The sequence below is a fragment of the Sphingomonas sp. P4_G3 genome, from assembly GCF_056401105.1.
On the sequence record NZ_JBFUJZ010000001.1, the window covers coordinates 110001 to 124086 of the forward strand.

Consider the following 14086-nt stretch of genomic DNA (forward strand, 5'->3'; position numbering starts at 1 on the left):
CTGCGATCAGGATCGGATATTGCAGCGCGACCATCGCCTTGGACGATCCGAGCAGCGCCAGTACCGCGAAATGGACCGGCTGGTGCATCAGGTACAAAGCGTAGCTCGCGGCACCGAGCAGGACCAACCAGCGGGCGCTCAAGGCGCGGGCGAAGCGGGACTGCTGGTCGCCGGCGATCGCCATGATCAACAGCGCCGACATCGCGGTCGCGAACGCCGCGATCCGCGGCGATGTCGCGAGAGCCAGACCCACGACCAGCAGCAAGGCGATCGGCCAGGCGGGTATCCGCATCCTATGACCCCTGAGGTGCAGTTCCGCGACGAACACACCGATCAGGAATTCGGGCAGGCGGAGCAATGGCACCGGCGTCCACTTCATCCAGGCGAACAACGCGAACTGATTGTCGATCAGCGCCGAACTGCCGGTGATCGCGGCGAACGCGAGCAAGGCGGCGATCAGCAGCAATAGCGATCCGCTCCCCAGCCTCTCGGCCAGGCGCGAGAGGAGCGGGAAGCAGAGATAGAAGAAGAATTCGACCGACAGCGTCCAGGTCGGCATGTTCCAGTCGTTCCAGCCGAGCGCGCCATTGGGGATCCACCAGTGGATCAGCAGGAACTGCGGCACATCCGCCCAGCCCTTGAGCGTCGCGAACGGCAGCATCGCCAGCACCGCGAGCACATATACCGGATAGAGCCGCGCAAAACGTGCGATCCCGAACCGTTTGATCTGGTTCGATGTCGCGATCCTGCCGCGATAGGTCAGGTGCAGGATGAATCCCGACAGCACGAAGAAGAAGGTCACGCCAAGATAGCCGTTCAACAGCAATGTCTTGAGCGGCGTGGCGATGTGCGGGCTGGCGGCGGCGAAGGCTGCGCCCGAATGATAAAGGACGACCGCGAACGCGGCGAAGAAGCGGATGCTGGTAAGCGGCCCGATCAGATCGGCGCCACCGGTGCGGTTCGACACATTGCCCCCTTCTCAATCCGACGAGGCATCGCGCGCGGCGCGGCCGATGGCAAGCGATATGGCGCCGGCGTTTGGCCGAGCTGGCGCCTTACGCGGCGCGGCCTTTCCCGACAGCCGTTCGCGCACCGCCGATCAGCCGCGAGCCGACCAGTTCCTCCATGCTCGAATAGCCCATGCCGAGATGGTCGGGCCGCACCGCCATGGCCGCCATCAGCCCGATCGTGCCGGCCCTGAGCCCGGCGCGGACCACGCGGCCCCAGCGCAGCGCCGATTCCCAGCGGATCATCCTCAAACTGTCCGCATCGACCTCGCGCGTGGCGATGAAATGCGCCTGCAGCGCGCCGATCGTATGGCCCAGCCGCTCGAAGGTGGCGCGGTCGTAGACGGGTACGGCGCGCATCAGATGCTCGATGATCAGCTTGGCGCCAACCTCGGCATCGTCGAACCCTTCGGTCGCATAGCTTTCCGCGAGCACCCGCATCGCGTTGGTGCTCATCGTCTCGGCATAGAGCTGCGACGCGCCGCCGCCATGCTTGCGATAGAGCAGCAGCGGATCGTCGATCCGGGCGATCCCTCCCTGACACGCCATCCGGTGATAGAGGTCGAAATCCTCGGCATAGAGATAATCGGGCCGGGTGAATTCGTCATTCGGCGAAACGCGGTTGCGGCGCAGCATGACGGTCGACCAGACCAGCGGATTCTCGATCCATAACAGCCATTCGACCAGCCGCGGCGTCGTCACCGGCGACTTGATGCTCGACGTAACCGCGCCGTTCTCGAGAATCGCGGCGCTCGCCGCGACCAAGGCGATGCCGGGATGTGCGTCGAGAAAGGCGACCTGGCGCTCGAACCGGCCGGGCAGGCAGATATCGTCCTGGTCGAGCCCGGCGATATAGCGCCCGCGCGCCTCGGCGAAGGCGCGGTTGCGGCTGCGCACCGGGCCGGCATTCCGCTCCGCCGCGATGACGCGAAGGCGAGGGTCGGGACAGGCACGCAGCACTGCGAGGGTGTCGTCGGTCGAGCAATCGTCGACCACGATCACTTCGAAATCGGCGAAGCTCTGCGCCCATAGGCTGTCGAGCGTCTCCCCAATCAGCGTCGCACCGTTATAGGCGGCCATCACCACGCTGACGGTCGGGTCGGTCTGCGGGCCGCTCATGCCACCGCCCTTTGGCGCTCGCCCAGCACCTGATCGACGATCATCTGGCCGACATCGTTCTGCCATTGCCACAGGCCATTGGCCTGGCCGCGGAAGCTTGTCTCGCCGCCCATCCGACCCCAGGGCACGAACCCGGCCGCGAGCCCGATGCCGAACGCGCCCGGGATCGGCTGGTCGTGGGCGTCGAGGATGCGGCAATAACGGTCGACCATCGGCCGCCCGGCATGCGCCGCCAGCGCGACCGGCGTTCCGTCGGTGTCGAGCAGGGATAAAGCGCGCGGGCGATAGCCCAAGGCAGCGATCACCAGATCTGCAGTCTCGACGATCGTTCGCGCCTCGACGTCATCATCCGCGATCCGATGCATCGCCACGCGGGGATCCGGCACGCGGCCGTCGACCTGCAGCATGCGCAGCACGAGCTCTCGTGCTTCCAGCCTAAAGCCACCGAGGCGATAGACGAACCCCGATACCGGGCAGATGTCGTCGGGGCCGAAATCGGTGAAATTGTCCGCCCGCGCCGCGGCGTCGCTATGATAGAACGGCCGCAGCGGCCGGCGATGGAGCAGGGTGATGCCGCCCGCGCCAAAGGCGATCCCGGGACGGCTGCGCAACAGCAACGCGACGCTGGCGAGCGCGCTGGTCGAGCCGCCGATAACCGCCACTTTTGGATTGCGTTTGCTGCGCAGCAAATCGGCCGCGCGATCGAGCCCGCCCAAGGCGAGCAATTCGTCGGACTGGATCAGACGGCCGTCGGCGAAGCGGTGCAATGGCGCGCCCGCGACCTCGCGCGCCACCAGCTCGTCGAGCGGTTGGTGCCCGCCGGTCGCGATCACGATGTTATGCGATCGCCGCTCGCTCTCGCTGCCGTCGGCCAGCCGCCGCAGCCGCGTCGTCCAGCCGCCCTGCGGCGAGCGCCGCGCTTCGACCACTTCGTGCCCGGTGGCGACATTGCCGCCATTGGCCGCGACGATCGCGCCGAGCCGGTCGCCGGTCACGCGCAGCAACGGGCCGGCATCGCTCAGCGGTACTCCGAGCGCGTCGACGAACCTGGCGACCTGCCGTGCCGCCGGATGGTCGATCAGCGCGGCGATCTCCGGGTGCGGATTATTCCTGACCGCCGACAAAAAGGTCTCCGCGGTCGAATCCGATGAAATCGCATATTGCCCCAGCCGCCCGCCGCCGAGCGCATCGTCGCGTTCGACGACGGTCAGGCCCGCCCGCGCGAGCGCAACCAGCCGATCCTGTTTCGACGCGGCGGTGAGGAGCGCGGTCCCGGCCGGACCACCACCGACGATCAGCATCGCGTCGACGTCGCGCGCGCTCGCCGGCCTGCCCTGGGCGCGGATCGCAGCATTGACCCGCGCCGCGATGTGGTGCGCGTCGGCCGCGGTCATGCGATCGGAAATGGGGAGCGAGACGATGCGATCGGCGACACGGTCGGCGGCCGGGGTCGGACCGACGACGGCGTGATCGCGGATCCACGGCTGCTGGCCGAGATGCGGGCTAAAATAGGTGCCGCAGCCGATGCCGTCCGCGGCCAGCGCGGCGACGAAACGGTCGCGATCGATCTGGTCTGGGAGCAAAGCCGGCATGAATTGCAGCGCTCGGCGCGCCCCCTCGACCGCTTGCAACGTCATGCCGTCGAGCGTTTGACGATAGCTTGCTTCGATCTCCGCGCGGCGTGCGGCCACATCGTCCAATTGGGCGAGCTTCAGCCGCGCCATCGCCGCGACCAATTCGGACATTTTGGCGTTCATTCCCGGCATCGCCGCCGAGCGGCTGCCGGCGAAACCGAAATTCGCCATCGCGCGCAGTTCGTCGATCAGGGTCGGGTCGCCGCAATGGATCAACCCGCCCTCGGCGACAGCGAACGTCTTGGTGGCGTGCAGCGAATAGACGATCGGGAAGGGTGCACCCGCGCCGAATCCCTGGCCGTCGGTATCGATCGTGCCGAGTGAGGCGGCGGCATCCACGACCACGCCAACCTGGTGCCGCCGCATCATCCAGGCATAGCGGTCGAGGTCGATCGCATTGCCGAATGTCGCATAGGGTACCACGACCGCGATCTGCCCGGCATGCTTTTGAAGCAGGCGCTCCTCGGCGGCGGCGCACATCGACCAGTCGTCGGGGTCGATATCGGCGAGCAGCGGGGTCAGTGCGCACCATTCGGCGGCTTGCGCGGTCGCGGCGAAGGTGAAGGCGGGCATCAGCGCGAGCTTGCCCGCGCCGCGCTCGCGCCCCATCGCCTGACGGATTGCGAGCATCAGGCCCAGCGTCGCATTGGCCACGCCGAGGCACGCGCCCTGGCCGCCGAACAGGCGATCGGTCGCTTCCGCCTCGAAGGCGCGAAGTTCCGGCCCGTTGTTCGAATAAATGCCCGATTGCTCGACGCGCGTCAGCACGTCGAGATGCTCGCTGAGGCGCGGCGGATTGGGATCGACCAGCGGGTAGCGGAGTTGAACCATCGCCGTCCGGCTTAGCGGCGTGGACCTAAAAACAGGTTACGCTTGGCGGCGGACAGTTGCGTGGCTAACCTTCTCAAGAGAACACCAAGGAGACGCTGGCATGGCGGTCGAATTCCTCCTCAACGGCAAGCACATGTCGTTCGATGGCGATCCAGACACGCCGTTGCTCTGGGTGATCCGCGATCATGCCGGGCTGACCGGCACCAAATATGGCTGCGGCATCGCGCAATGCGGCGCCTGCACCGTCCATCTCGACGGCAAGAACCGGCGGTCCTGCGTCACGCCGATCGACACGGTCGCCGGCAAAGCCGTGACGACGATCGAGGGCGTTTCGGGCCCGATCGCCGAAGCGGTGCAAAAGGCCTGGGTCGCGATCGACGTGCCGCAATGCGGCTTCTGCCAATCGGGCCAGGTGATGAGCGCGATCGGGCTGCTCGCGCAGAAGCCAAAGCCAACCGATGCCGATATCGACGCGGGGATGGCGGGTAATATCTGCCGCTGCGCGACCTATGTCCGTATCCGCCAGGCGATCAAGGACGCGGCCGCCGGCGCGAAGGTGTCGGCATGACCGCCGTCGCGACCGACCGCCGCCAGTTCCTCGCCGGGTCCGGCCTGGTGCTCGGCCTGATGCTGCCGATGCGCGGCGCGAAAGCAATGGCTCCCGCCGGGCCGACCTTCGCGCCCAACGCCTTCGTTCGGGTTCTGCCCGACAACACGGTCAGCGTGGTGATCAAGCATGTCGAGTTCGGCCAGGGGCCGGCGACCGGCCTGACGACGATCGTCGCCGACGAGATGGATGCCGATTGGACCCAGATGCGCGTCGAATTCGCGCCGGCCAACGACCCGCTCTACAAGAACCTTGCCTTCGGCACGATGGGCACCGGCGGCTCGACCGCGATGGCCAATAGCTGGATGCAGATGCGCAATGCCGGCGCCGCGGCGCGCGCGATGCTGGTCGCGGCTGCCGCCAAGACCTGGAACGTGCCCGCGAGTGAGATCAAGGTAGCCAAGGGCGTCGTCAGCCATGGCGCTAGGAAAGCGAGCTTCGGCGATCTCGCCGCCGCCGCCGCGACGATGCCGGTCCCCGCCAAGCCAATGCTCAAGACGCCCGAGCAATGGACCCTGATCGGCACCGACGTTCCCAAGATCGACAGCCTGATCAAATCGACCGGCGCGGCGCAGTTCACGATGGACATCAAGCGCCCGAACATGGTCGTGTCGGTGATCCAGCATCCGCCTGCGTTCGGCGGCAAGGTCAAGTCGGTCGACGACAAGGCGGCGCTGGCGGTGCCCGGGGTGGTCGCGGTCAAGCCGATCCCGCAAGGTGTGGTCGTCTATGCCAAGGATACCTATGCGGCGATGAAGGGCCGCAACGCGCTCACGGTCGACTGGGATCTTAGCCAGGCCGAGACGCGGTCGACCGAGGCGATGCTGCGCGATTATATGGCGCAGGCGGCGAATCCCGGCACGCAATGCGAAGCCAATGGCGACGCGGCCAAGGCGCTTGCGGGCGCCGCCAAGACGATCGAGGCGACCTATGTCTTCCCGTTCCTGGCGCACGCGCCGATGGAGCCGATGGACTCGGTGATCGAGCCCAAAGCGGGCGGCGCCGATTTCTGGTGTGGCAGCCAGTTCCAGGTCGGCGATACCGCTGCGGTCGCAGGCGTACTCGGCGTGCCCTTCGCCGGCATGACGCTCCACGAGCAATATGCCGGCGGCAGCTTCGGCCGTCGCGCTACCCCTGACATGGGCCATGCAGTCGAATCCGCCCAGGCGGTCAAGGCGCTTGGCGGCACCCAGGCGGTCAAGCATATGTGGACCCGCGAGAACGACATCACTGGCGGCCGCTATCGCCCGTTGATGGTCCATAAGGTGCGCGGCGGGATCGATGCCAAAGGCGCGATCGTCGCGCTCGACACGATCACTACCGGCCAGTCGTTCATGATCGGGACGCCCTTTTTCGACGCCAAGGAGCCGTTCGATGATGCGATGGTCGAGGGGCTGACCAAGTCGGCCTATGGTTTCCCCAATTACCGCGTCGGCGTGAACGTGATGAAGAACGGCGTGCCGACCCTGTGGTGGCGTTCGGTCGGCAACACCCACACGGCCTATGTCATGGAGACCTTCCTCGACCGGCTGATCGAGCTCGGCAAACAGGACCCCATCCAGGCGCGGCTCGCGCTGATGAAGGAAGAGCGCGCCAAGACCGTGCTCAAGCGCGTCGCCGAGCTTGCCGGCGGGCTGACCGCCAAATCCGGCCGCGCCCGCGGCGTCGCGTTCCACAAGAGTTTCGGATCCTTTGTCGCGCAGATCGCCGAAGTGTCGGTCGGCACTGACGGGCTGCCCAAGGTTCACAAGATCTGGGCGGCGATCGATTGCGGCGTGCCGATCAATCCCAACGTCATGCGCGCGCAGGTCGAAGGCGGGATCGGCTATGGCCTGGGTCACGCGCTCTATGCCGAGATCACGCTGGGCGAGGGCGGGGTGGTCCAACAGTCGAACTTCGACACCTATCGATCCATGCGGATCGGCGAGATGCCCGATGTCGAGGTCGCGATCATCAAGTCGACCGCCGATCCGACCGGGATCGGTGAGCCCGGGTTGCCGCCGGCCGCGCCCGCGGTCGCCAATGCCTGGCGCCGGCTGACCGGCAAGGTGGTCGAACGATTGCCGTTTGCTCATCCCTCCAACCTCGCGACCCTGGGAGGCAAGGCATGATCCGGGGTATGATTTCGCTCCCGCGCTTCGGCGTCGTCGCGCTCATCGCCTCGGTGATCATCCTGCCACTGTCGATCGCGCGTGGCGGAGAAGCATCGGGGCTGAAGCCCGCCAGCGCATTCGCCGGCATCGCCGATCGCAACGCGCGCTCGGCGGCGATCTTCACCGAAATGGGCAAGGTGCTGATGTCGCCGCGCTGCCTCAATTGCCATCCGCGCACCGACAGCCCGACCCAGGGCGATGCGATGCTGCTCCATTCGCCGCCGGTGACGCGCGGGCCGGATGGGTTCGGCGCGCCGGGGATGGAATGCGCGACCTGCCACGGTCCGCGCAACGCCGCCTTCGGCAATGGCGGTGGATCGGTGCCGGGCAATCCCAAATGGCATTTGGCACCGCGCAGCATGGCCTGGCAGGGACTGACGCTCGGCCAGATCTGCGCGGTGATCAAGGATACGAAGAAGAATGGCGGGCTCAGCCTCGAGCAATTGATCGACCATAATGGCAAGGATGAGCTGGTCGGCTGGGGCTGGAAACCGGGACCGGGCCGTATCCCCGCGCCGGGGACGCAGGCCGAGTTTGGCGCGCTTACAAAGGCGTGGGTGGAAAGCGGGGCGGCCTGTCCGAAGTGAGTCAGTATTCCCCTCCCTTCCAGGGACGGGTTAGGGGTGGGTGCGACCGAAGGGAGCTCGCTCCGCTCGCCACCCACCCCCGACCCCTCCCTGGAAGGGAGGGGAGTTCGCAGCGCCGCACCTCAACCCGCAGCAAAATGCTCGCTTGACGTAATCGGCACCGAGACTCAGGATGCTCCCATGACAAGCACCGATCCAGCCGCGTTCTTTCGCGAGATGCTGGGCGAATGGGAGAAGATGGCCAACAAGGTCGGGGGCGACTTCGCCCGATCCGACGAATTCACCCGTGCGATGCACGGTGCCACCGCCGCGACGATGAGCACGCAGGAAGCGATCAGCGCGATGATGACCCGCGCGCTCGCCGCCGCCAACATGCCGAGCCGGACCGAGATCGAGGATTTGTCTGCGCGCCTGGGGCGGATCGAGGACCAGCTTGGTCGGATCGAGGCCAAGCTCGGCGGCAAGCCCGAACGTCCTGCTCGGCCCAAGCCGAGCCGCACGCGCAAGCCTCCGGAGAAAAAGAGCTGACCGTGTTGCCCGCCCGTATTCCTGCGACCGCAGGAATCCAGGGGAACGGGCGGGTCGCTTGCGGCCCTTGGCTCCTGCTTTCGCAGGAGCACGATTAAGTGGCGACCGCGACTGCCGCCTTCGACCTCGCCGACGGCGCCGCCCGCGAGTTCGAACGCGCGATGCAGCGCAATCTCAAAGGGCTCGAATATTTCCAGACGAGCGGTCCGATTCTCGGCGCGACGCCCAAGGACGTGTTGATCGAGCGCGGCACGATGCGGCTCTATCATTATCACCCGCGCACCGACGACGTGTACCGCGTGCCGCTGCTGCTGGTCATGGCGACGACCAATCGCGGCTACATCTTTGACATGGTGCCCGGCCAGAGCCTGGTCGAATATCTGCTCGATGCCGGCTTCGACGTCTTCATGCTCGACTGGGACGCGCCGCGCGCCGACGAGCGCAACCTCAGCCTCGAAAGCTATGTGCTCGATTTCCTGCCGGCCGCGGTCGCGCGGGTGAAAGAGGAAAGCGGCGAGGATGACGTCACCGTCGTCGCTTATTGCTTCGGCGGCGTGTTGTCGCTGTTGTGGGCGTCGCTCCACCCCGACGACGGGCTGGCCAACCTGGTCACCTTCACCACGCCCGTGGACTTCTCCAGGATGGAGATGTTCCAGAGCTGGGCCGATCGCCGCTTCTTCGACGTCGACCGCTTGGTCGACACGTTCGGTAATTGCCCGGGCGACTATCTCTACACCGCGTTCGACATGCTGCGTCCCGGCCAGCGCGCGGCGGGCAATATCCGGCTCTACGACAATCTGTGGAACGACGATTTCGTGAAATCGTATCGCATGTTCGATCGCTGGTCGGCCGACACATTGCCGCTGGCGGGCGAGTATTTCCGCCAGACCACCAAGAAATTGATGTGGGGCAACGAGTTGCTCGAGGGCAACCTCGAGGTCGGCGGGCGCCGCGTCGATCTCGGCAACATCACCGTCCCATTCCTCCATGTCGCTGCCGAGCATGACCATATCGTGCCGACCGCCGCCTCGGCACCGTTGGTCGGGATGGTTGGCTCCAAGGACAAGAACGAGATCGTGCTCAAGGGCGGGCACGTCAGCCTGGTCGCCGGTGGCAATGCGATCAAGCGGCTGTGGCCTAATCTGGTCGAATGGCTGGGAGTGCGATCGATATGAGCCATGCCATCCGCCGCTTCCGCGCGTCCGATGCCGAGGCGATGGTCGGCTTTGCCCGGTCGCTGCCCGAACACGATCTGCTGTTCCTTAGCCGCGACGTGCGCGAACCGCGCGTGGTCGCCGCCTGGCTCAAGGCGATCGAGGACGGCGAGATCGACAGCCTGATCGCCGAGGATGGCGGGCAGATCGTCGCCACTGCAGCCTTGGTCCGCGATCCGCTGAGCTGGAGCGCGCATGTCGGCGAAGTGCGGCTGCTGGTCGCGCCCGGGCGGCGCGGCGCGGGGCTGGGCAGCGATCTGCTCCAGGGGGTCTTCATGATCGCCAAGGATCGTGGGCTGACCAAATTGACCGCGCGGATGACGGTCGATCAGACCGGGTCGATCGCTTTGTTCGAAGGCGTGGGGTTCCGCGCCGAAGCGATGCTCAGGGACCAGGTCCGCGGCGCGGACGGCCGCAGCCACGACGTCGCGATCCTGAGCTACGACGCCGCGCGCGTCGCCGCACTGCATGCTGCGACAGGGATCGAATGAGGGGGCGGCGCGTAAGTGCCGGGTAAGGAGCAACAATGCCGCAGACTGACGTACAGACCAAACCACCCTCCGCGCTGCTCGCGCTGACCGAATTGCCCCGCGCGCTGGCCGAACTGGGCGCGTTGCCCTGGGCCGCACCCTTGCTCGCCACCGCGCCGCGCGGCGATGGGCACCCGGTGATGGTCCTGCCGGGATTCGTCACCAGCGATCGTTCGACCACGGTGCTGCGCGCCTTCCTCAAAGGGCTCGGCTATGACGCGCATGCCTGGGAACTTGGCCGCAATCTCGGTCCCAAGGCGATTGGTCACCAAGGCGAGAAACTGATCGCGCGCATTCTCGAAGTGCACGAGGCGACCGGCAAGAAAGTCAGCCTGGTCGGCTGGAGCCTGGGCGGCGTGATGGCGCGCCTCGTCGCCAAGCGCATCCCGCACGCGGTGCGTCAGGTCATCACCCTGGGCTCGCCCTTTTCGGGCAGCCCCAAGGCATCGAACGTCTGGCGTGCCTATGAAATGTTCACCGGGCAGAAGATCGACGACGATCACACCAAGGCGCAACTGAACGAGGTTTCCGCCCCGCCGCCGGTCCCCTCGACCGCAATCTATTCTCGCGCAGACGGCGTGGTGGCGTGGCAGAATTGCTGCGAGGAAGTTGGACCCACCAGCGACAATATCGAGGTCTATGGCAGCCATTGCGGCCTGGGGATCAACGCCAGCGTGCTCTACGCGGTGGCGGACCGTCTGGCGCAGCCGGAGGATGACTGGCACCCGTTCGAGCGGACGGGGTTGCGGGCGTTGGTGTATCCGTCGGCGGGGCACGCCTAGACAAGCCCCGCGCGCGGACACTGGCGAAAATGCGCACTCTCGATGCAACCGCCGACTTCTTCACGCCCGCTCGGGTCGTTGCAGAATCTACCAAGGGTCTTCCGTAGCGGGCACCATTTCGCACCGTCTGAGAAAAGCTCTCCACGTCGGATCACGGCCGTCGAAATAGACGCTTCGCAATTCGCCATTTGCTAGCGGTATGAATATCCGCATGGCCCGATGGGTTAGGATGTGACCGATTGACGGAAATGGGAGTTCCGAAAGGTGGCGGGGATAGGCTTCGAGCGCCGCTCGGCCGATCGGTACGATGATCCTGTTGCCGTAGTTCGACATCCTAACTTTCTCGCGGATATCGTCGACACTTAGATCGACTTCCGGGAAGTCAGGGCCGTTATGGTCAACCCCTGGCGCGCGTTGTTCCTCCGCGCGTTGGCCGTATTCGAGATTCTTGAGTTCGGCGACGGTCGGCAAGCCTTTCAGCCTAATGTCGATTGCGAGTTCGCCAAGACTGCCGTCGACGGTGTAAATTTCATCCTCAGCATCAGGAATCTCTCCCTGCGGGCCCTCAACAAAACCCGCGAAGCATATCACCCGTAGCTCCACGCCATGACCGGCATGGTCGAGATCGGAGCGTGTCAACTCGGTCGCCAGGTGAGGCATGCGCCAGTTTTCCGATCCTGTTTCGGACCAATGCCCCGGCGGAAAGTCGTTCAGCGGCGCTTGGGCCTTGATCTGACAAGCACACAAAGGTCCTGCCAGCACCGCTGCCAGCAGGGCTGCCGCTCCACGCCGCATCGCGCTTGCTACTTCTTCCCTTCCCCCACGGCATCCCGCCCAAACCGCAGGATCAGTTCCCCAATCTCACGCGCATGCGCCAGCGCGCGGGCGCCCTGTTGCTTGAGATAGTCGCCCTGAATCTTGGCCACTTCCGCCGGGTTCTTTGCGCTCGCCGCCGCGCGCATCGCGGCGAAGGCCTGGTGCGTATTCTCCTCGGCATGCTCGATCATCTTCATGCTGACCGCCGAGCCCTGCTTGGCGATCTTCTCGCCCGAGGCTTTGATCTTTTCGCCTGATTTCTTGAGGGTCTCGCGCGCACCCTCGACGCGGTCGGCGGCGGCCTTGGCGCTACCGGCTACCTTGTCGGTGGCGTCCTTCGCGGCTTTCGCCGCGCGGTCGGTTGCCTTCTTGGTCGCCGCGGCGGCCTTGTCCGTCGCGTCCTTGGCGCGCTTGGCGCCCTTGTCGATCGCGTCCTTGACCTTCTTCGCCATCATTTAGCTCCTTTGGCACGAGGTGCCCGCTTGGCGGCGGGTTTGGCAGGAATTTTGGGTTTAGCGGCCGCGCGCGGTTTCGCCGCGGCGCGCGGTTTTGGCGCAGGCTTGTTCTCGTTGGCGGGCTTGGTGGCCGGTTGCGTCGCCGCGGCCTTCAGCGCCTCGAACGACTCCCGCAGCGCCTGGGCGTAATTGTCCGGATCGGGCAGCATGTCGCGGTCGGCGGTGAACGACACCGCGATCGTGTCGCCATAGGAATAGACCGGATTGATCAGCCCCATCGAGTCGAACACTGGTGCCGTCCCGTACATCGCTAGCATCTTCGCGCCGCAGAAATAGAGCGGCACGCGCGGGCCGGGGATGTTGGTCACCACGCAATTGAACGCCGGCGCGTGCATGTTCGCCGCACCCACCCGCGTGTAGAGCCGCGCCCCGAGCCCGGCGAGCCCTGACGGGATCAGCTTCGAATAATCGGCCAAGGTCCGCGCGCCGACCGCATTGGTCATCGCCTTCGAATTGACCGCCTCGCCATGGACGAAGCGCAGCCGCTCGAGCGGATCGGCGATCTGGGTGCCGAGCCCGACCACCATCGCCGAGACGAGATTGCCGAGCGCGGCCTTCTCGCCTTCCTGCCGCACCGAAATCGGCGCCATCGCGGTCAGTGTTTCCTTGGGCAATTCGCCCTTGTCGAGCAGGTACGAGCGTAGCGCTCCGCCGACCACGGTCAGGATGACGTCGTTAACCGTGGCGTTCGGCACCACGTCCTTGACCGCGCGCACCTCGGCCAGCTTGAACGGCACGGCGTCCCACACGCGGTGCGCGCCGACCTTGCCGTTGAACCGCGTATTGGGCGCGGCACGCGAGTTCTTCAGGCTGACATCACCCTTGCCCGCCTGGACCGCGAGCTTGGCCATGCCGGGGAGCGAGCGGCCGATCGTCTCGGCGATGCGCATCGGCTGGAGCAGATTGTTGAAATAGCTGCGGGTCAGCAAATCGGCGACGCGCGGCATATTCTCCGGCTGCCAGGTATCGGGCTTGTCGGGTTCGGCCATCAACGGATCGAGATCGTGGACGGCGGCCGACATCTCGACTCCCGACATGCCGTCGATCGCGGCGTGATGGACCTTAGAGACCAGCGCGAAGCACCCCGGTGGCAGACCGGGGATGTTGTCCAGCCCCTCGACCACGGTGAATTCCCACAAGGGCTTCGACAGATCCAGCGGGCGCGCGTGCAGCCGCGCGACCTGGATGCAGAGCTGGCGCCAGTCGCCGGGCTTGGGCAAAGCGATGTGGCGGACATGGAATTCGAGGTCGAACTCGGGATCCTCGATCCAATAGGGATGGTCGACGTCGAACGGCACGCGGACCAGCCGCTGGCGGAAACTGCGCGCGCCCTGGAGCCGGCTGGCAATGAAGCGGAGGATGTCCTTGAACCGCACGAACCCGCCGGGCGAGGTCGATGGATCGTAGATGCCGACCGATCCGATATGCATCGGCGTGTGCGGAGTTTCGAGATAGACGAACGACGCATCCTGCGCGCTCAATTGCTGCATCAGGCTCTCTCCCCATGCGCCGGCGCAGGCCGGTCGGGGAGGGAGCGTATCATGGGGAGGAGCGGGGAGCGAATCGCCAACAGCCGTCACCCCAGCGAAAGCTGGGGTCTCAAGAGGCGGCGCGATGCGGCCAATTCTCCCTCTCCCCTTGTGGGAGAGGGAGGGAGCGGCGTAGCCGCGGAAGGGTGAGGGGGGAGTTGCGAGCGATACCGCCTGTGAGTCCCCCTCATCCTTCCGGCGCTTCGCGCCTCCCTCCTTCTCCCACAAGGGGAG

13 protein-coding genes (1 of these 13 running past the window's edge) are annotated in these 14086 nt (G+C 66.0%); 7 read left to right on the forward strand and 6 right to left on the reverse strand.

The features are described 5' to 3' along the window. From AC1DQQ_RS00540 to AC1DQQ_RS00550, 3 genes are all read right to left on the reverse strand, one after another. Window positions 1-967: the 5' portion of an acyltransferase family protein gene (locus AC1DQQ_RS00540; RefSeq protein ID WP_478027607.1), read on the reverse strand. 110 nt of this gene lie to the left of the window's left edge; the window shows 967 of its 1077 coding nt (coding positions 1-967); it begins with the start codon at window positions 965-967; its stop codon lies beyond the left edge, outside the window. Between the two features lie 88 nt (window positions 968-1055). Continuing rightward, the gene (locus tag AC1DQQ_RS00545) at window positions 1056-2126 is read right to left on the reverse strand and encodes a glycosyltransferase family 2 protein (protein ID WP_478043964.1); all 1071 of its coding nucleotides are present in this window, start codon (window positions 2124-2126) and stop codon (window positions 1056-1058) included. Continuing rightward, a complete protein-coding gene (locus tag AC1DQQ_RS00550; RefSeq protein ID WP_478043965.1) occupies window positions 2123-4591 on the reverse strand; it encodes a DegT/DnrJ/EryC1/StrS family aminotransferase in 2469 nt (822 codons plus the stop codon). Before AC1DQQ_RS00550 ends, AC1DQQ_RS00545 begins: the two co-directional genes overlap by 4 nt. Before the next feature lie 100 nt (window positions 4592-4691). Between AC1DQQ_RS00550 and AC1DQQ_RS00555 the strand changes: the two genes are divergently transcribed. The 7 genes from AC1DQQ_RS00555 (at window position 4692) to AC1DQQ_RS00585 (ending at window position 10992) form a co-directional block, all read left to right on the forward strand. Beyond that, window positions 4692-5159, forward strand: a complete 468-nt coding sequence (locus AC1DQQ_RS00555) for a (2Fe-2S)-binding protein (RefSeq protein ID WP_478043966.1) — start codon at window positions 4692-4694, stop codon at window positions 5157-5159. Then, the gene (locus AC1DQQ_RS00560) at window positions 5156-7309 is read left to right on the forward strand and encodes a xanthine dehydrogenase family protein molybdopterin-binding subunit (protein ID WP_478043967.1); all 2154 of its coding nucleotides are present in this window, start codon (window positions 5156-5158) and stop codon (window positions 7307-7309) included. The genes AC1DQQ_RS00555 and AC1DQQ_RS00560 overlap by 4 nt, the downstream gene beginning before the upstream one ends. Next, window positions 7306-7938: an Isoquinoline 1-oxidoreductase subunit gene (locus AC1DQQ_RS00565; protein ID WP_478043968.1), complete on the forward strand. Its 633-nt coding sequence runs from the start codon at window positions 7306-7308 to the stop codon at window positions 7936-7938. The genes AC1DQQ_RS00560 and AC1DQQ_RS00565 overlap by 4 nt, the downstream gene beginning before the upstream one ends. Window positions 7939-8118: 180 nt before the next feature. Then, a complete protein-coding gene (locus tag AC1DQQ_RS00570; protein ID WP_478039804.1) occupies window positions 8119-8466 on the forward strand; it encodes a poly(R)-hydroxyalkanoic acid synthase subunit PhaE in 348 nt (115 codons plus the stop codon). Window positions 8467-8564: 98 nt separating this feature from the next. Then, window positions 8565-9641, forward strand: a complete 1077-nt coding sequence (locus tag AC1DQQ_RS00575; protein WP_478043969.1) for an alpha/beta fold hydrolase — start codon at window positions 8565-8567, stop codon at window positions 9639-9641. Next, the gene (locus tag AC1DQQ_RS00580; protein WP_478043970.1) at window positions 9638-10171 is read left to right on the forward strand and encodes an N-acetyltransferase family protein; all 534 of its coding nucleotides are present in this window, start codon (window positions 9638-9640) and stop codon (window positions 10169-10171) included. Before AC1DQQ_RS00575 ends, AC1DQQ_RS00580 begins: the two co-directional genes overlap by 4 nt. Window positions 10172-10206: 35 nt before the next feature. After that, entirely contained in the window at window positions 10207-10992 is a 786-nt protein-coding gene (locus AC1DQQ_RS00585; protein ID WP_478043971.1) for an esterase/lipase family protein, read from the forward strand. Window positions 10993-11079: 87 nt separating this feature from the next. Here AC1DQQ_RS00585 and AC1DQQ_RS00590 read toward each other — a convergent pair whose 3' ends face one another. The 3 genes from AC1DQQ_RS00590 to AC1DQQ_RS00600 are packed head-to-tail and all read right to left on the reverse strand — an operon-like array spanning window position 11080 to window position 13813. Next, window positions 11080-11787: a hypothetical protein gene (locus AC1DQQ_RS00590; RefSeq protein WP_478039812.1), complete on the reverse strand. Its 708-nt coding sequence runs from the start codon at window positions 11785-11787 to the stop codon at window positions 11080-11082. 8 nt (window positions 11788-11795) lie between these two features. Beyond that, on the reverse strand, window positions 11796-12260 hold the full coding sequence (locus AC1DQQ_RS00595) for a phasin family protein (protein ID WP_478043972.1): 465 nt from the start codon (window positions 12258-12260) through the stop codon (window positions 11796-11798). Continuing rightward, window positions 12260-13813: a WS/DGAT/MGAT family O-acyltransferase gene (locus AC1DQQ_RS00600; RefSeq protein WP_478043973.1), complete on the reverse strand. Its 1554-nt coding sequence runs from the start codon at window positions 13811-13813 to the stop codon at window positions 12260-12262. The genes AC1DQQ_RS00595 and AC1DQQ_RS00600 overlap by 1 nt, the downstream gene beginning before the upstream one ends. Window positions 13814-14086 lie beyond the last annotated feature (273 nt).